The organism is Acrocarpospora catenulata (assembly GCF_018476525.1).
Classification (GTDB): domain Bacteria; phylum Actinomycetota; class Actinomycetes; order Streptosporangiales; family Streptosporangiaceae; genus Acrocarpospora; species Acrocarpospora catenulata.
In genome coordinates this window covers 1-17,967 of sequence record NZ_JAHCST010000027.1, presented here as the reverse complement: position 1 = coordinate 17,967, position 17,967 = coordinate 1, and the positions used below count along the sequence as shown (strand labels likewise).

The 17,967-nt window shown below is 68.0% G+C and carries 15 protein-coding genes; 11 read left to right on the top strand and 4 right to left on the bottom strand.

Annotation, left to right across the window (positions count from 1 at the left end):
* Window positions 1-25: 25 nt before the first annotated feature.
* Window positions 26-2,512, top strand: coding sequence for an L-aspartate oxidase (locus tag KIP79_RS25400; protein WP_214107424.1), 2,487 nt, complete (start codon window positions 26-28; stop codon window positions 2,510-2,512).
* 7 nt (window positions 2,513-2,519) lie between these two features.
* On the top strand, window positions 2,520-3,302 hold the full coding sequence (locus KIP79_RS25395; RefSeq protein ID WP_214107423.1) for a type III pantothenate kinase: 783 nt from the start codon (window positions 2,520-2,522) through the stop codon (window positions 3,300-3,302).
* A gap of 43 nt (window positions 3,303-3,345) precedes the next feature.
* Here the strand turns inward: KIP79_RS25395 and KIP79_RS25390 are convergent, their stop codons facing one another.
* Window positions 3,346-3,804 (bottom strand): hypothetical protein, encoded by a 459-nt coding sequence (locus KIP79_RS25390; RefSeq protein ID WP_214107422.1) that lies wholly within the window; start codon window positions 3,802-3,804, stop codon window positions 3,346-3,348.
* Window positions 3,805-3,958: 154 nt separating this feature from the next.
* On the opposite strand from KIP79_RS25390, the gene lysX reads away from it, so the two are divergent.
* Window positions 3,959-5,416 carry a bifunctional lysylphosphatidylglycerol synthetase/lysine--tRNA ligase LysX gene (gene lysX, locus KIP79_RS25385; protein ID WP_250213816.1) on the top strand — a complete coding sequence of 486 codons (1,458 nt, stop codon included), beginning with the start codon at window positions 3,959-3,961 and terminating at the stop codon, window positions 5,414-5,416.
* Window positions 5,417-5,688: 272 nt separating this feature from the next.
* Window positions 5,689-5,889 carry a LuxR C-terminal-related transcriptional regulator gene (locus tag KIP79_RS25380; RefSeq protein ID WP_155354495.1) on the top strand — a complete coding sequence of 67 codons (201 nt, stop codon included), beginning with the start codon at window positions 5,689-5,691 and terminating at the stop codon, window positions 5,887-5,889.
* 75 nt (window positions 5,890-5,964) lie between these two features.
* Here the strand turns inward: KIP79_RS25380 and KIP79_RS25375 are convergent, their stop codons facing one another.
* Entirely contained in the window at window positions 5,965-6,924 is a 960-nt protein-coding gene (locus tag KIP79_RS25375) for a C40 family peptidase (RefSeq protein WP_308169885.1), read from the bottom strand.
* 396 nt (window positions 6,925-7,320) lie between these two features.
* On the opposite strand from KIP79_RS25375, the gene KIP79_RS25370 reads away from it, so the two are divergent.
* The 7 genes from KIP79_RS25370 (at window position 7,321) to KIP79_RS25340 (ending at window position 15,782) form a co-directional block, all read left to right on the top strand.
* Window positions 7,321-7,899 (top strand): amino-acid N-acetyltransferase, encoded by a 579-nt coding sequence (locus KIP79_RS25370; RefSeq protein ID WP_214107420.1) that lies wholly within the window; start codon window positions 7,321-7,323, stop codon window positions 7,897-7,899.
* Between the two features lie 82 nt (window positions 7,900-7,981).
* Window positions 7,982-9,289 carry an RDD family protein gene (locus KIP79_RS49640; protein ID WP_214107419.1) on the top strand — a complete coding sequence of 436 codons (1,308 nt, stop codon included), beginning with the start codon at window positions 7,982-7,984 and terminating at the stop codon, window positions 9,287-9,289.
* Between the two features lie 316 nt (window positions 9,290-9,605).
* On the top strand, window positions 9,606-10,136 hold the full coding sequence (locus KIP79_RS25360; protein ID WP_214107418.1) for an RDD family protein: 531 nt from the start codon (window positions 9,606-9,608) through the stop codon (window positions 10,134-10,136).
* Between the two features lie 473 nt (window positions 10,137-10,609).
* The gene (locus KIP79_RS25355; RefSeq protein ID WP_214107417.1) at window positions 10,610-10,951 is read left to right on the top strand and encodes a histone-like nucleoid-structuring protein Lsr2; all 342 of its coding nucleotides are present in this window, start codon (window positions 10,610-10,612) and stop codon (window positions 10,949-10,951) included.
* 282 nt (window positions 10,952-11,233) lie between these two features.
* Window positions 11,234-13,738, top strand: a complete 2,505-nt coding sequence (locus tag KIP79_RS25350; RefSeq protein ID WP_214107416.1) for an ATP-dependent Clp protease ATP-binding subunit — start codon at window positions 11,234-11,236, stop codon at window positions 13,736-13,738.
* A gap of 104 nt (window positions 13,739-13,842) precedes the next feature.
* A complete protein-coding gene (locus KIP79_RS25345) occupies window positions 13,843-14,952 on the top strand; it encodes a hypothetical protein (RefSeq protein ID WP_214107415.1) in 1,110 nt (369 codons plus the stop codon).
* A complete protein-coding gene (locus KIP79_RS25340; protein ID WP_214107414.1) occupies window positions 14,949-15,782 on the top strand; it encodes a hypothetical protein in 834 nt (277 codons plus the stop codon). The genes KIP79_RS25345 and KIP79_RS25340 overlap by 4 nt, the downstream gene beginning before the upstream one ends.
* Before the next feature lie 4 nt (window positions 15,783-15,786).
* On the opposite strand, the gene KIP79_RS25335 is transcribed toward KIP79_RS25340, so the two are convergent.
* The gene (locus KIP79_RS25335) at window positions 15,787-16,722 is read right to left on the bottom strand and encodes a sugar phosphate isomerase/epimerase family protein (RefSeq protein ID WP_214107413.1); all 936 of its coding nucleotides are present in this window, start codon (window positions 16,720-16,722) and stop codon (window positions 15,787-15,789) included.
* A 317-nt stretch (window positions 16,723-17,039) separates the two neighbouring features.
* On the bottom strand, window positions 17,040-17,807 hold the full coding sequence (locus tag KIP79_RS25330; protein ID WP_308169884.1) for an HhH-GPD family protein: 768 nt from the start codon (window positions 17,805-17,807) through the stop codon (window positions 17,040-17,042).
* Window positions 17,808-17,967: the final 160 nt, after the last annotated feature.

Sequence of the window (17,967 nt, the reverse complement as noted above, 5' to 3'; positions counted from 1 at the left end):
GTCATATTGACGAAAGGGGCTCGCGATGACCCGGATACCCAGCAGGCTGACCGCACCCGACCCCGGCTGGACGGTGACGGCCGACGTCGTCGTGGTCGGTTCCGGCATCGCCGGCCTCACCGTCGCGCTCCGCTACACCGAACTCGCCCCCGAAGGCCGGGTCCTGGTCGTCACCAAGGACGTGCTCGCGGCCGGCTCCACCCAGTGGGCCCAGGGCGGCATCGCCGCCGTGCTCGACCCCGAGGACACCCCCGGCGAGCACCTGCGCGACACCCTGCTGGCCGGAGCCGGGCTCTGCGACGAGGAGGCCGTCCGGGTCCTGGTCACCGAGGGGCCGGACGCGCTGAAGCGCCTGATGGAGCACGGCGCGGAGTTCGACAGGGACGCCGACGGGGAGCTCCAGCTGACCCGGGAGGGCGGCCACCGGCGCAACCGCATCGTGCACGCGGGCGGCGACGCCACCGGCGCCGAGGTTCAGCGGGCCCTGGTCGAGGCGGCCCAGCGGCAGCCGGGCATCGAGATCATCGAACACGCCCTGGTCCTGGACCTGATCAAGGACGCCACCGGGGCCGCCCGCGGGGTGACCCTGCACGTGATGGGCGAGGGCGCCAGGGACGGCGTCGGCGCCGTACGCGCCGGGGCGGTGGTGCTGGCCAGCGGCGGCATGGGCCAGATCTACGCGGCCACCACCAACCCACTGGTCTCCACCGGGGACGGGGTCGCGCTGGCGCTGCGCGCCGGGGCGACCGTCAGGGACATCGAGTTCGTCCAGTTCCACCCCACCGTGCTCTGGCTGGGCGAAGGCTCGACCGGCCAGCAGCCGCTGGTCTCCGAGGCGGTACGCGGCGAGGGCGCCGTCCTGGTCGACGCCACCGGGGAACGTTTCATGACCGGCGTGCACGAGCTGGCCGACCTGGCCCCCCGCGACGTGGTGGCCAAGGCCATCATGCGCCGGATGGCCGAGACCGGCGCCGACCACGTCCACCTGGACGCCACCGCCTTCGGCGAGGCCAAGTGGCGGTCCCGGTTCCCCACCATCCTGGCGGTCTGCCGGGAACACGGCATCGACCCGGTCACCGAGCCCATCCCGGTCGCCCCCGCCGCGCACTACGCCAGTGGCGGCGTCCGCACCGACCTGCGGGGCCGTACCTCCGTGCCCGGCCTGTACGCCTGCGGCGAGGTGGCCTGCACCGGCGTGCACGGCGCCAACCGCCTGGCCTCCAACTCCCTGCTGGAGGGCCTGGTCTTCGCCGAGCGCATCGCCTCCGACCTGATCGAGGCCCGCCCCACACCCGGCGAAATCGACGACGAGCGCCCCACCGGCCTCATCGACCCCCGGACCAGAACCCGCGTGCAGACCTTCATGAGCCGCGGCGCGGGCGTGCTGCGCAGCCGCGACTCCCTCGCCGAGGTGAGCCGGGCCCTGGAGAACTTCCGCTGGACCCCGGTCGCGGTCGAGCCCTGCACCGAATCCTGGGAGACCACCAACCTGCACACGGTGGCCACCGCGCTCACCGCCGCCGCCGCGCTCCGCGAGGAGACCAGGGGCGCCCACTGGCGGGAGGACTTCCCGCGCCGGGACAGCCGCTGGCTCAGTCACATCGACGTGACCCTGACCGAGAACGGGGAACTCGCCATGACCACCGCCGACCACCACGCCGAGGAACTGACCGCCGCCGGGCTCGACCCCCGGGAGGTCCTCGAGCTGATCGCCGCGGCCCTGCGCGAGGACCTGGCCGAGGGCGAGGACGTCACCTCGGCCGCCACCATCCCGTCCGGGCAGGAGTGCGCCGCCGACGTGGTGGTCAGGAAGGACGGCGTGGTGGCCGGGTTGCCGGTGGCCGAGCTGGTCTTCCGGCAGGCCGGTCTGGAGGTGGCGCGGGTGGCCAGGGACGGCGACCGGGTGCGGGCCGGGGACGTGCTGCTGACCGTGCGCGGCCACACCCGGGCGATGCTCACCATGGAGCGGACCGCGCTCAACTTCCTCACCCACCTGTCCGGCATCGCCACCCGCACCCGCGCCTGGGTGGACGCGGTGGCCGGCACCGGCGCCCGGATCAGGGACACCCGCAAGACCATCCCCGGCCTGCGCGCCCTGGAGAAGTACGCGGTGCGCTGCGGCGGCGGCGTCAACCACCGGATCGGCCTGTACGACGCCGCCCTGATCAAGGACAACCACGTGGTGGCCGCCGGGGGCGTGGCGGCGGCCTTCCGGGCGGTCCGGGAGGCGTACCCGGAGCTGCCCATCGAGGTGGAGGTGGACCGGATCGACCAGATCGAGCCGGTGCTGGCCGAGGGCGCCGAGGAGATCCTGCTGGACAACTTCACCGTGGCCGAGCTGGCCGAGGCGGTCCGGCTGGTGGGCGGGCGGGCCCGGCTGGAGTCCAGCGGCGGCCTCACCCTGGCCGACGCGGCCGAGGTCGCCGCCACGGGGGTGGATTACCTCGCCGTGGGCGGACTGACACATTCGGCCCCTGCGCTCGATATTGCTCTGGATCTTCGTAGTGCATAATCAGGGAATGCTGCTCACCATCGACGTCAGCAACACCCACACGGTGCTTGGCCTGTTCGAGGGTGAGGAAGTCCTTGAACACTGGCGGATCGCCACCGACCCCCGCCGGACCGCCGATGAGATCGCCGTCGTCCTCCAGGGCCTGCTCTCCCAGTCGCCCATCCTGAAAAATGCGGATATTGGGGGCGTGGCCATCTGTTCGACCGTTCCATCGGTGCTGAATGAGATGCGTGAGATGTCCCGCCGGTACTACGGCGACGTCACCACGGTGGTCGTCGAGCCCGGCGTGCGCACCGGCGTGCCGGTCCGCATGGACAACCCCAAGGAGGTCGGCAGCGACCGCATCGTCAACGCGCTGGCCGCCACCACCCTGTACGGCGGGCCCTGCGTGATCGTCGACTTCGGCACCGCCACCTCCTTCGACGCGGTCTCCGCCCGGGGCGAGTACATCGGCGCGGTGACCGCCCCCGGCCTGGAGATCTCGGTGGACGCGCTGGCCGCGGCCGGGGCCCAGCTGCACAAGGTGGAGCTCATCCGCCCCCGCTCGGTGATCGCCAAGAACACCGTCGAGGCCCTCCAGTCCGGCATCATCTACGGCTTCGCCGGCCTGGTGGACGGCATCGTGGACCGGATGACCGCCGAACTGGCCGACGACCCGGCCGACGTGACCGTGGTGGCCACCGGCCCGGGCGCGCCCCTGGTGGTCAGCGAGGCCCGCACCATCGACGAGCACGAGCCCTGGCTGACCCTGATCGGCCTGCGTCTGATCTACGCCCGCAACACGACGTGAGAGCCCGCCCCCGGATGGGAGACGGGCCCTCGAGCTGTGCGGATCACTCGTTCTCGGCGGTGTACAGGTAGTTCCAGTCACCGCAGTACGAGACCTTCTTGTTGTACGGGTTGTACTGGCAGACCTTGAAGCGCAGGCTGCTCACGCTCTTCTTCCAGAACTCGAAGTGCTTGAAGGTGCCGGCGCCACAGTGCTTGTAGGTCTTGGTGGTGTACCACTTGTGGCTGTACAGGTTGGTGACCTGGAACTTCACGTACGCGCACTTGCCGCCGTGCTTGTAGTACCGCGCGTCGTCGTCCCAGAGCTGGCCGGTCACGTGCACGGTGTTCACGGTCTGGTGCTGGTTCCAGCTGATGTCGATGGTGCCCTTGACCCGGGCGAGGTCGTTGGCGGAGTAGTAGGGACCCCACTCGTTGGCGGGCATGGCGCTGGCGGCGGTGGCGGGGAGGGCGAGGGCGGCGGCCACGAAGCCGGTCACCAGGGCGAATATGAGGCGCTTCATTGTTATCAGGGCTCCTTCGGGGTGGTGATACATAGATACGCGCACGCCCTTTCACCCGCCCTGACCGTCGCTAGCACAACGCTTGCAATTCCGCTCGCCGCGACTCGGTAGCCTTTACCGGGTGAGCGAAGACCTGAACGAGCTTCCGGAGCAGATGCGGGTCCGGCGGGAGAAGCTGGACCGGCTGCGCGCCGAGGGCGTCGATCCCTATCCCGTGACCTTTCCGCGCACCGCGACCAACGCGGAGATCCGGGAGAAATACGCCGACCTGGAGCCCGGTGCGGCCACCGGCGACCGCGTCGGTGTGGCCGGCCGGGTGATGCTCTCCCGGATCGGCGGCAAACTCTGCTTCGCCACCATCCGGGACGGCTCCGGCGACCTGCAGATCATGCTGTCCCTGGACCGGCTGGGCGAGGAGTCACTGGCCGCCTGGAAGCGCGACGTGGACCTCGGCGACCACGTCGGCGTCGAGGGCGAGGTGATCACCTCCCGCCGGGGCGAGCTGTCCATCATGGCCGAGAGCTGGCAGATCACCTCCAAGTGCCTGCGCCCGCTGCCGGAGAAGCACGCCGGCCTGAGCGACCCGGAGGCCCGGGTCCGGCTCCGGTACGTGGATCTGATCGTCAACGACGAGGCCAGGCGGCTGGCCCATGTGCGCAGCGACACCGTGCGCGCGGTCCGCGACTTCTGGCACGAGGAGGGCTACCTGGAGGTCGAGACCCCGATGCTCCAGCCGATCCACGGCGGCGCGACGGCCCGGCCCTTCAAGACCCACATCAACGCCTACGGCATGGAGCTCTACCTGCGGATCGCGATCGAGCTCTACCTCAAGCGGCTGGTGGTCGGCGGCATCGAGAAGGTCTTCGAGATGAACCGCAACTTCCGCAACGAGGGCGCCGACGCCACCCACAACCCCGAGTTCACCATGCTGGAGGCGTACGGGACCTACCTCGACTACCACGGCATGGCCGACCTGACCCAGCGGATGTACCAGCGGGCCGTGGTGGCCGCCCTGGGCACCACGGTGGTCCGGCACGGCGAGCACGAGGTGGATCTCGGCCTGGCCGAGTGGCCGCGGATCACGCTGTACGGCTCGGTCTCCGCGGCGCTGGGCGAGGAGGTCACCACCGAGACCCCGCTGGAGCGGCTCCGCAAGTACGCCGACCAGCGGGAGATCCACTGGGACCCGAAGTGGGGCGCGGGCAAGCTGGTCCAGGAGATCTTCGAGGCGCTGGTCGAGCACACGCTGATCCAGCCCACCTTCGTCATGGACTACCCGGTGGAGACCTCGCCGCTGACCCGGCAGCACCGGGAGAACCCGCTGCTGACCGAGAAGTGGGACCTGATCGGTTTCGGCACCGAGCTGGGCACCGCGTACTCGGAGCTGATCGACCCGATCGAGCAGCGGCGGCGGCTCACCGAGCAGTCGCTGCTGGCCGCCGGGGGCGACCTGGAGGCCATGCAGCTGGACGAGGACTTCCTGGCGGCGCTGGAGTACGCCATGCCCCCCACCGGCGGCGTCGGGGTCGGCATCGACCGGATGATCATGGCCTTCACCGGAAGGAACATCCGGGAGACCATCCTCTTCCCGCTGGTGCGGCCTAATTTCTGAGGGTTTTCTGAGAGATTTCCCGGCCCGGGAGACAGCCCCCGGGCCGGTCGTCTGGGCAGGTCAGCGGTGGGGGACACGCACTACACCTAATGGTTGCCCTGTCAATGACCCTCCTTGACGACCTTTCACGACGGCGTTTACCGTCCCCAAGGGTGGCGAAATCATTCGTCGTGGGAGAGGGGCTCACGATGTCGTTTTCCGAGGTGGTTGCCCGCAGTGAGGTTGGCCGCGTAGAGGTTGGCCGAACAGAGGTTGGCCGAAAAGAGTTGGATATGGAGCGTGCCGGTCTGACCGATGACGAACTACTGCTCCTCGCGGAGCTGGCGAAGGGAGTCACGGTGGACCGGGTGGGACGCAGGCTCGACGTGAGCGGGCGTACGGTCCGGCGGCGGCTCCGCGGTATCTGCGATCGGATCGGAGTGGCGACCGCGATCGAGGCGGTCGCCTGGGCGGCCCGCCGCCGCCTCATCTGATCGGGTGCGAACAACCGCGGACCGCTTCTGGAGCGGTCCGCGTGCTCGTTTACGGGCTGTGCCGGTGACCGGTCGTCAGTCCGCGATCCGGACGGCTCCCGCGAACGGGCGGGTCGCGATCGTCGCCACCCGGACGACGTCGCCGGTCTGCGGCGCGTGCACCATGTAGCCGCCGCCGATGTAGAGGCCAACGTGGTGCAGGTCGTTGTAGAAGAAGACCAGGTCGCCCGGGCGCAGGTCCTCCTTGCTCACGTGGGTGCCGGCCGTCCACTGGTCGCCGGTGTAGTGCGGCAGGCTGATGCCGACCCGCTGGTAGGCGGCCATCACCAGGCCGGAGCAGTCGTAGGAGTTGGGCCCTTCGGCCCCCCACACGTACGGCTTGAGCTGCTGGGTGAGCGCCCACCGTACGGCCTGGGCGGCCTTGCCGTCCCCGACCACGGGCAGGTCAAGACGGGAGGGACGGCGGACCTGGCCGGCCACCTGGCGGTAGAGGGAGCTCTCGGTCTTCTTGACCAGTCTGCGGATCTTGTCGGTCCGGGCGTCCAGGCTCTTGAGCAGCTTGGCCACCTCGTCCTGCCGCGCCTTGGCCCCCTCCCGGGCCCGCTGGGCGGTCTCCATGGCCTTCTCCACCTGAAGCACCTCCTCGCCGCTCTGCAGCTGCAGCGCGTACGTGGTGGCGGCGACGTCCAGGTAGGTGTCCGGGTCGGCGGCGTTCATCAGGCCGAAGCCGTTGGCGCCGCCGGTCATGTAGGAGTTCTGCGCGAAGAGGCCGGCTTTCTCCCGCAGGCCGGCCAGCTCGGCCTCGCTCTTGGCGAGCGTGGTCTTGGCCAGCTCGGCGGAGCGCTGGGCCTCCTTGAGCCGGACCTTCTCCCCGTTGTACTCCTCGGTGACGGTCTCGATCTCGACGTAGAGGTCCTCGACCTCCTTGGTGAGCTCCTTCAGCGTGGGCTCAGGGTCGGCGGTGGCCGAGACGACCGGGGCGCCGATGGTGATCATGGTCAGCGCGGCGCCGACGAACACGATCCTGCTGAGCACCCGGGGTCTTCGAGGGCCGCGGGTATGCCTGCCACGACTGCGCAACCGATCTCCTCTCCAGAGCCGCCTACCGGATCAGCCGACGGGTTCGGGAGGCCGACAATCCGCGCTGGACATTAGTGCACGTCAGGTTCGTGCTCAACCAGAACTGAGAAATCCGTCTAGGTTCGACAACCGAACGATCACGAAAAGGTCACGTGACCACCAAGAATGTCCTGCGATTAGTTCCCTTTGATGTGGTTGGGGCGATCGAAAGCCCCAGGTACGCCAGAGAGTGCGCGAATTGTCACCACGCCCTTACTCATCGTTATTCCGTGACCTTGTGTATAGGGTTTGGGCACGGCCGATACTCGGCCCGCCGTGCCTGCCCTGCGATCCGCCGCTACTCTCGGGGACATGGAACAGGTGGCGCCGGCCGTCGAGGAAGCCGTCCGGCCTTCGGCGGTGGTGCGTCGCGCGCGCACGGCGGACGTCCGCATCATCCGGCGTTTCGTCGACGCCTACTCCGGCGCCGAGCGGCGGCTGCTCACCAAGTCCACGGTCACCCTCTACGAGGACGTGCAGGAGTTCTGGGTCGCCGAGGTGGACGGCGTGGTGGTCGGCTGCGGCGCGCTCCACGTGCTCTGGGAGGACCTGGCGGAGATCCGGACCGTCGCGGTGGACCCGTCCGTCCGCGGTCAGGGCCTGGGCCACCGCCTGGTGGCCGCACTGCTGGACACCGCCCGCGAGCTCGGCGTGCGCCGGGTCTTCTGCCTCACCTTCGAGGTGGCCTTCTTCGCCAGGCACGGCTTCGTCCCGATCAACGGCACCCCGGTCTCCCCCGAGGTGTACGCGGAGCTGCTCGCCTCCTACGACGAAGGTGTCGCCGAGTTCCTCGACCTGGAACACGTCAAGCCCAACACCCTGGGCAACACCCGCATGCTGCTGCACCTCGGGCCGCGGGTTGACTCCCGCCATAACGGGGGGGAAAGGTGACTGTTAATCCGGCTATCGATACTTTGGGGATTGTCAAGCGTGCGTGTCGTGCCCACGCTCGAACCCGAAGTGAGGTGACACGGTGAGCAATCCTGAGCCGCCGTACCCGCAGGACGACAAGGCCGGCAACGCACCGCCGCCATCCGATCAGAGCCAAGAGGGCGACCAGCAGAACTTCGACCCCGACGTCACCATCGTGAGCCGCAACCCCTCCGGCACCGGCCAGCAGCCGGTGTACGGGCAGCAGGGCTCCGGGGCGTACGGGCAGCAGCAGGGGACCAACCCCTACGGGCAGGGCTACCCGCAACAGCCGCAACAGCCGCAGCCCGGCTATGGCCAGCAGCAGCCGTACGGTCAGGGCTACGGCCAGTCCCAGCCCCAGGCCCAGGGATACGGCCAGCAGCAGGGGTACGGCCAGCAGGGCTACGGCCAGCAGCCGTACGGGCAGCAGCAGGGATACGAGCAGCAGCAAGGCTATGGCCAGGGTTACGGCCAGCAGCAGGGCTACTCCCAGCAACAGGGCTACTCCCAGCCGGGTTACGGCCAGCAACAGGGTTACGAGCAGCAGGGCTACGCTCAGCAGCAGCAGGGTTATGAGCAGCAGGGCTACGCCCAGCAACCCGGTTATGGCCAGGACCAGCAGCACGCCCAGCAGCAGGGCTACTCCCAGCCGGGCTACCCCCAGCAGCCCGGTTACGGCCAGCAGGGTTACCAGCAGCCCCAGCAGGGCTACGGCCAGCAGGGGTATGGCCAGGGCTACGGTCAGGGCTACCAGCAGCAGCCCCAGCCGGGTTACGGCCAGCAGCCCGGATACGCCGGTTACCCGCAGCCGGGCGCTCCGGCCCCCGGCTACGCCGCGGCCCCCGTCCCGCCGGGCGCGCCCGCCCCGCTGGCGGAGTGGTGGCAGCGCCTGGTGGCCCGGCTGATCGACGGCGCGCTCTATTTCGTGCTGAGCTTCGTGATCGGCATGATCGCCGCTTCCATCTGGGTGCGGAACACCACCTTCGACTTCGAGACCGGCCAGCTCAGCTCGCCGTCGATTCTCACCTTCCTGGTGCCCGCGCTGCTCGGCGCGGCGGCGCTGTTCGGCTACGAATTCCTTCTGCTGAAGCAGCGCGGCCAGACCCTCGGCAAGATCGTTATGGGTATCAAGGTGGTGCGCGTCGGGCAGGGACTGGCGGGCGGGCTGGACAATGAGACCGCGCTGCGCCGTTCGGGAGCTCTTGCCGGGCCGGTGTTGTTGACATGGATTCCCGGCCTTCAGACCATTCTTCCGTGGCTCGTCTACCTCTACTGGCTGGCCGCGTTGCTCTGGCCCCTCTGGGATAAGCCGTTGCAGCAGTCGCTTCTCGACAAGGTGGCGAACACGGTGGTCGTCAAGGTCAAGTAGTGACATAGACCTCAGGAAAATCCGGAACGGGGCCGATGGAACGGACCATCGGCCCTGTTTCGTGCACGCAGCGTGTTCGGGCCGTTCCATCCGAAATAACACCCTAAAAGCCGTAACGGGTTACTGCTACCGTGCGATGGGACCAAGAACACCGGTCCTCATAGATGTCACGAGAGGCAACGCAATGAACCCGGAACCTCCCCCCGGCCAGAACCCGTATGGCTCGGCTCCCCCTCCGGGTGGATACCCGCCGCCTGGCGGATACCCGCCGCCGCCGCAGCACGGATACCCGCCTGCCGGCGCCTACAACGCCCCCATGGGCATGCCCCTTCCGCCCGGAGTTCCCGCGCCGCTCGCGGAGTGGTGGCAGCGTTTGGTGGCACGACTGATCGACGGCGTTATCCTCGGCGTGGTCGTGTACCTGATTATTGGCCGCATCATCGCGTCCGCCTTCAGCACGACTGAGACAGTCAGCGTGCTGGGTGTCTCGGCCCAAGTCCAGACCGTTTCCTTCACCGGCCTGCTGCTGAGCGCGATCATCAGCGTCCTGCTGTACGGCGCGTACGAGTTCTTCCTGGTGTCACGGGACGGGCAGACAATCGGCAAGAAGGTCATGAAGATCCGCATCGTAAAGCTCGGCGCCCCCCTTCAGGGCGGCGTCGACACCGAGACGCTGATCAAGCGGATCGGGGTGCTGTACGGCCCGCAGATTCTTGGCTTCAATACCGTCCTCAACATGATCGCCGGCATCTTCAGCCTGGTGAACGTGCTCTGGCCGCTCTGGGACAAGCCGCTCCAGCAGGCGATTCACGACAAGGTCGCCGGAACCGTCGTGGTGAAGCTGTAGCCCGATCTGTGTTCCAATGAGTGGGGTGGCCGCTCCCGGCCACCCCACTCGCCATTCCTGGGTACGATTTTGTTCTATCGGGTAAGCATTCTGACCACCCTGGTGGATACTTGTCCTCCGCGCCAGGCTATGGATCAGCTGCACAGGACGGCCATCAGGCGCCGGATACCCCTATTTTCACGGGCGATCCGGTTGAAACAGTCCGGCAACCTCCCGGCAAGGAGTGAAGACGAATGACCGAGGTAATCTCAGCCCTGATCCCACCGCTTCTGGTCGGCGCGGCAGTGGTCTACGGGGTGGTTAAGTTGGTTCGTTCAGAGGCGGCAGGCTTGCGCGGAAGACGCGAACCCGCCGAGAACCCCTCGGACAAGACCACCCTTCCCTGAGAAATGCCTTGGCTCGAATTGTCATCCGGCGTAACTGGGTATATGTTTGGCAGACGAATCAAACTATGCTCGTGAAAGGATTGCCGGATGGCCAAGCACACGCAGGTGATTCTCATCGACGACCTCGATGGCGGCGAGGCCAATGAGACGGTCACCTTCGCGATTGACGGCCTGCCTTATGAGATTGACCTGAGCGACTCGAACGCCAAGAAGCTGCGGGAAGCGCTGGCGCCTTTCGTCTCCAGCGCCCGTAAGGGCGAAACAGGGTCAACTCGGGGCCGTCGTCGTGGTGGCGGTGGGACCCAGCGGGCCATGACCCGGGAGAAGAGCGCGGAGATCCGCGCCTGGGCCAAGGCGAACAACCACCCGGTGAGCGAGCGCGGCCGGATTGCCGCCTCGATCGTCGAGGCCTACGACCAAGCGCACTAAGACGCTCACTGGTCACTTCTTGATCGTGCGGTTATGCGGTCGCCGGGGATCTTCCCTGACGGCCCGCATGGCCGCACGATCGCGTTATCAGGTAATAAACGTCGTTCGCTTGCGGCGTATCGGGAACACCTCGCCCCCGATCGGTAGTTGGATGGAGGGTGAACGCCCTGCGCCCGGGGAACGTCTTGCTACATAGAGGCGGTCGCCGGGCCGGAGCTGGCATGCGGAACGACGCGGCCGGATCTCCCGGCCGCGCCTGACCGCTCTGTGAGGAGCGACGAGATGTTCGAAAGGTTCACCGACCGTGCGCGGCGGGTTGTCGTCCTGGCCCAAGAAGAGGCCCGGATGCTCAACCACAACTACATCGGTACTGAGCACATTCTTCTTGGTTTGATCCACGAAGGTGAAGGCGTTGCCGCCAAGGCTCTGGAGAGCCTGGGCATCAGTCTTGAGGGTGTTCGCCAGCAGGTCGAGGAGATCATCGGCCAGGGCCAGTCGGCACCTTCTGGGCACATCCCGTTCACCCCGCGGGCCAAGAAGGTCCTTGAGCTGTCGCTCCGCGAGGCTTTGCAGCTGGGACACAACTACATCGGCACCGAGCACATCCTGCTCGGGCTCATCCGCGAGGGTGAGGGTGTGGCTGCCCAGGTGCTGGTGAAGCTGGGCGCCGACCTGAACCGGGTGCGGCAGCAGGTCATCCAGTTGCTCCACGGTTACCAGGGCAAGGAGCCGGCCGCCGCGGGTGGCCCGCAGGAGGCCGCGCCGTCGACCTCCCTTGTGCTGGACCAGTTTGGCCGCAACCTGACCCAGGCCGCCCGGGAGGGCAAGCTGGACCCGGTGATCGGCCGGGAGAAGGAAATCGAGCGGGTCATGCAGGTGCTGTCCCGCCGTACCAAGAACAACCCCGTGCTGGTGGGCGAGCCCGGCGTCGGCAAGACCGCCGTGGTGGAGGGGCTGTCCCAGAAGATCGTCAAGGGCGAGGTGCCGGAGACGCTCAAGGACAAGCAGCTCTACACGCTCGACCTCGGCGCGCTGGTGGCCGGCTCGCGGTACCGGGGTGACTTCGAGGAGCGCCTGAAGAAGGTGCTGAAGGAGATCCGCACCCGCGGAGACATCATCCTGTTCATCGACGAGCTGCACACCCTGGTCGGCGCGGGCGCCGCGGAGGGCGCCATCGACGCCGCCAGCATCCTCAAGCCGATGCTGGCCCGGGGCGAGCTGCAGACCATCGGCGCCACCACGCTGGACGAGTACCGCAAGCACCTGGAGAAGGACGCGGCGCTGGAGCGCCGGTTCCAGCCCATCCAGGTGGCCGAGCCGTCGCTGTCGCACACCATCGAGATCCTCAAGGGTCTGCGCGACCGGTACGAGGCGCACCACCGGGTCTCCATCACCGACGGCGCCCTGGTGGCCGCGGCCCAGCTGGCCGACCGGTACATCAGCGACCGCTTCCTGCCCGACAAGGCGATCGACCTGATCGACGAGGCGGGCTCCCGGATGCGCATCCGCCGGATGACCGCGCCGCCGGACCTCCGCGAGTACGACGAGAAGATCGCCAACGTCCGCCGGGACAAGGAGTCCGCGATAGACGCGCAGGACTTCGAGAAGGCGGCCGCCCTCCGCGACCAGGAGAAGCAGCTCCAGATCAAGCGGGAGCGGCGGGAGAAGGAGTGGAAGGCCGGCGACATGGACGTCGTGGCCGAGGTCACCGAGGAGCTCATCGCCGAGGTGCTCGCCACCGCCACCGGCATCCCGGTCTTCAAGCTGACCGAGGAGGAGTCGCAGCGCCTGCTCCGCATGGAGGACGAGCTGCACAAGCGGATCATCGGCCAGGACGACGCCATCAAGGGCCTGTCCCGCTCGATCCGCCGCACCCGGGCCGGGCTGAAGGACCCGCGCCGTCCCGGTGGCTCGTTCATCTTCGCCGGCCCGTCCGGCGTCGGTAAGACCGAGCTCTCCAAGGCGCTGGCCGAGTTCCTGTTCGGGGACGAGGACGCGCTGATCATGCTGGACATGTCGGAGTTCATGGAGAAGCACACCGTCTCCCGGCTCTTCGGCTCCCCGCCCGGCTACGTCGGGTACGAGGAGGGTGGCCAGCTCACCGAGAAGGTGCGGCGCAAGCCGTTCTCCGTGGTCCTCTTCGACGAGATCGAGAAGGCCCACCCGGACATCTTCAACTCGCTGCTGCAGATCCTGGAGGACGGTCGCCTGACCGACGCCCAGGGCCGGGTGGTGGACTTCAAGAACACGGTCATCATCATGACCACCAACCTCGGCACCCGGGACATCTCCAAGGGCATCGGGGTCGGGTTCGCGAAGAACAACGACGTCGAGGGCAACTACGACCGCATGAAGGCGAAGGTCCAGGAGGAGCTGAAGCAGCACTTCCGGCCCGAGTTCCTCAACCGCGTCGACGACACGGTGGTCTTCCACCAGCTGACCATGGGCGAGATCATCAAGATCGTCGACCTGATGCTGGCCCAGGTGGACGCCCGCCTCAAGGACCGCGACATGGGCCTGGACCTCACCCCGGCCGCCAAGCAGGTCCTCGCCGACCGCGGCTACGACCCGGTGCTCGGTGCCCGCCCGCTCCGCCGTACCATCCAGCGCGAGCTGGAGGACTCCCTCTCCGAGAAGATCCTGTACGGCGAGCTCCGCCCCGGCCAGATCGTCAAGGTCGACATCGAGGGCGAGGGCGAAGCAGCGGTCTTCACCTTCGTCGGCGAGAACAAGACCCCCACGGTCCCGGACTCGGCGGCTTCCATCGTCGAAACCATCAAGAAGTAACCGAGAACAACCACGAAGGCGCCCTTCCCCGCTGGGGGAGGGGCGCTTTCGCGTGTTCTCTGATCAGCACCACCGGGGGTGTTCCACAGATTAGACTGTTTCACGTGACGCGGAACGGGGCTCCTCGCGAAACAGAACTCGAACACCTCTTCGGAGAGGCGGTGCGCTCGGTGCTGCCCCCGGACTGGACGATTGCCCACGTGCCGGAACCGGCGTGGAGTTCGGATACCGGAATCGACGCCGTCTACGAGATCGAGGCAGCGGAAAATGCGCGTGGCCGCATCCATATCGCGATAAAACGCCATCTGGAGCCGCGCGATCTTCCGAGGGTGCTTCGGGTGATGTCGGCCTACGAAGAGCGGCTGCCCGGCGAGACGCTTCGTCGGAGCGGCAGAGTAATCGTGGCCTCCTACATTTCCCCCAGAGTCCGCGAATTGCTCGCTGCGGAACACACAGGGTGGTTTGATTCAGCCGGAAATCTGCGTCTGCAACTGCCGCAGCCGCTGATCTTCATAGATCGGCACGGAGCTGATCGAAACCCCTATCCGGCGCCCGATCGACCGTTGCGATCACTCCGTGGACGGGCCGCCGCGCGTATCGTTCGCGCGCTCATGGACGGGCAGGGATACCGGGGGGTACGGGAGCTGGCGAGCGACGCCGGGGTCAGCGCGGCCACCAGTTCGCGGGTGCTCGATCTGCTGGCCCGGGAGAGCCTGGTGGAGCGCGACCCAGGCGGGGCGATCACCGCGACCCGCAAGCGTTCCCTGATGCGCCGCTGGGTGGAGGACTATGGGGTCACCCTGTCGAACCACGCGGTGCCTGTACTGGCCGCGCGGGGAGTCGATCGAGTTCTGCATGATCTGCGCGATTACCCCGGCCGCTATTCCCTGACGATGGGTGCGGCGCTTCAGGCCTATCTGCCACCCGAACGTGCCGCGGTGGCGCCGCTGGCGCTCCTGGCCCTGTACGTCGACAACGCCGTCACCGCACAACGGGACCTTGGCCTGCGTGCTACCCAGCGCGGTGCGAACGTCCTGCTCATCGAGCCCTTCGACGACGTCGTCCACCAGAACGCCACGGCACGTGATCGGCTGCGCTACGTCAGTCCGGCTCAGGCGATCGCCGACTTGCTGACCGGCCCCGGGAGATCAGCCGAAGAGGCCGCACAACTGATCGAACTCCTGGCCACCACTGACCCGGAATGGAACCGATGACCGTCACCAATCCCACCGAATACGTGCTGGCGCGCCAGGTCCTGCTGGACGTGTTGGAGGCTCTCGGGCCTCATCGTGACGCGGTGGTGTTAGTCGGCGCTCAGGCGGTCTACCTGCACACCGGCGATGCCGACCTGGCCGTGGCACCGACCACAACGGATGCGGACATCGCCCTCGCCCCCGACCTTCTCCATGATGAGCCACTTCTTGAGGCCGCTCTCCGCAGCGCGGGATTCGTCCCCGGTGCGAATCCAGGAACCTGGCACGGCACGTCCCATATCGCCGTGGACCTGATGGTGCCGGAGGCGCTGAGTGGTTCGGGCGGCAGGCGAGGTGCCCGGCTTCCCGTACACGGAAATCGCGTCGCCCGCCGTACCGTCGGGCTGGAACCGGCGCTTGTGGACAACCGTGATCATGAACTACAAGCGCTGGACGTAACCGATGAGCGGACCTTCACGATCCGCGTGGCCGGGGTGGCCGCGCTGCTCGTGGCGAAGGCCATCAAGGTCAAGGAACGCTTGGACCAGCGGGATCGGCTCAAGCCCAAAGATGGACTGGACATGCTGCGCCTGCTCCGGGCCGTTGAGGCGGAACCGCTGGCCCGTGATCTTCGGCGCCTCAGTGATGACCCGCTGGCGGCTGGGGTGACCACTGAGGCGGTGGCGATCTTGCGGCGGCACGGCGGTGAACCCGACGGTGAGCTCGCCCGTCTCGCGGTGCGCGCGGTGGGCGTGCTCGACGATCCCGATGTCGTCGCGGCGTCGTTCGCCGTCTTGACGGAGGAGGTCCTGGCCGCCTACGACGCCCTGCCGAGCGCCGCCATCCGGTAGGAGGTCACGCGGCCAGTTTCAGGCCGAGGGCGGTGAGGTGTTGGCGGGTCCAGTCGAGGTCGTCGGCGAGGCGGGCGACCAGGGCGGCGGGGCCTCTGGACTTGGGGGCGGTCCAGTCGTGGGCCTCGACCTCGATGTGGGCGGAGCCGTTGACGGCGCCGGAGAGCAGGGCCGTCAGGGTGTCCTGCAGGATGGGCTGGGTGCTGGGGATTTCGTGGCTGTGGTTGTGGACGTGGCCGAGCTTGACCACGGGGGCGCCGGCCTGGGCGAGGCCGCGCAGGGCCGCCTCGGGCTCCTCGGGGCCGCAGGACAGGTGGCAGACGTCCAGGCAGACGCCGAGGTGCTCGGAGTCGATGCCGCAGACCCGCTGGAGGGCCTGCTCGGTGGTCTCCAGGACGCAGCCGGGCCACGGCTCGAAGCCGACCCTGATCGTCTTGCCGGTGACGCTGTAGATGCCGCGCAGTTCGCGGGAGAGGCGCTCCAGGCGGCGGGAGGCGATGGCGTGCAGGTCGGCCGGCCAGTCGCGGCGCCAGCCGATGGGGATGGTGGAGATGCTGCCGAACCGGACGTCGTCGGGGAGCAGGAAGGCGAGGATCTTGGCCAGGGCCATCGTGTAGCGGTAGCGCTCGGGCTTGGCCCAGTCGGGGCCGGGGGCCTCCTGGTTGCGGCCGCCGGTGCCGTTCAGGCTGACCACTTCCAGGCCGCGCTCCTCCAGTGAGCGGCGGAGCCGGACCAGTTCGATCCGGTCGGCGATCAGGTGGTCGGCGACCTGGGGCGCCAGCCATAGGCCGATGCCGAGTCGTTCCACGCCAAGGCGGCGCCGTACGGGCACGGCGTACCTGGTCAGGTGGGCGATCAGGTTCTCCAGGTCCTCGGCGGGGTGGACCCCCGCGTTGTAGGCCAGGTGAACGACCGTCCCGTCGTGGTGGCGCAGCCGCATCGAATGCCTCCAAGCTCCGACCCTTATTGGCCCACACGACCTGTCCTGGTCGCATGGGACACGAGTCCCTTCCGTGCCGGGAATCCGGCCCGGTACGGCGAGCTTGCTCTCGGGCACCGGTCTACGCGTCAGCCCCGCAGGCGATGTTCGGTACGTCGCCAGGATGACGTCGGCAGCGAGCTCACCGTAGACGTGGCGACTTGTGATCCACTTGGTGTGACTCGGCCGAATTCACTCTACGAAGTGTAGTACTACGTTTGGTGGCGTGAAACACCTTCGGTCCCATTGAGATCAGGTCGGGATCTTCGCGCCGGGTTTCAGCTCGGTAACGCGTAGCTGCCGTCGTCGAGGAGTTCGGCCAGGCCGTCCTCGAGCAGGCCGTCCAGGGCGCGTTCCCGTTGCGGGGCGTCGGCCCAGGCGGCGTCCAGGGCGGCCTTCGGGACCGGGCCTGGGGCGTCTCGGAGCACCGCAAGCAGACTACCCCGGCATTGGCGGTCGGTTCCCGCGTACGTCTGGCCCTTGCGGGGTGGGCCGTCGTGGGCGGGCTTGCCGGTCAGGAGCCATTCGCAGCGGGCGGCCACCGGGCAGTCGGCGCAACGTGGCGCGCGGGCCGTGCAGATCAGGGCGCCCAGTTCCATCACCGCCACCGCCCAGCGGGGGGCGTCCACCGGGGGAATGAGCGATTCGGCCAGTCGCCGCTCCGGTGTCGTCGTCGCCTTCGGCGGATACTCCTCGCCTCGCATCACTCGCGCCAGGACTCGCCGCACATTCGTATCCAGTACGGCATGCCGCCCGCCGTACGCGAAACTCGCCACCGCCGCCGCCGTGTAGTCCCCAATCCCCGGCAGCGACCGCAACTCGTCATAACTCGCCGGAACAAGCCCCCCAAAGTGCTCTGTAATAGCCCTGGCGCACGCGTGCAAATTCAAAGCCCTACGCGGATACCCCAGCCGCCCCCAATACCGCACAGCCTCCCCAGGAGCCTCCTTGGCCAGCGCCCCCGGCTCCGGCCATCGCTCCATCCACTCCTCCCAAACGGGGAGCACCCGCACCACCGGTGTCTGCTGAAGCATGATCTCGCTCACCAGAATCCCCCACGGCGTAGCCTCCGCCCGCCGCCAAGGCAAATCCCGATTGTGCTCGGCATACCAGTTAAGAACAGCCTCATGAAGAATCCGCACCCCCCGACTTTATCGACCCCACCCCCAAACCAACCCCATTCCCCACCCTCCCCGCGGCCCTCCC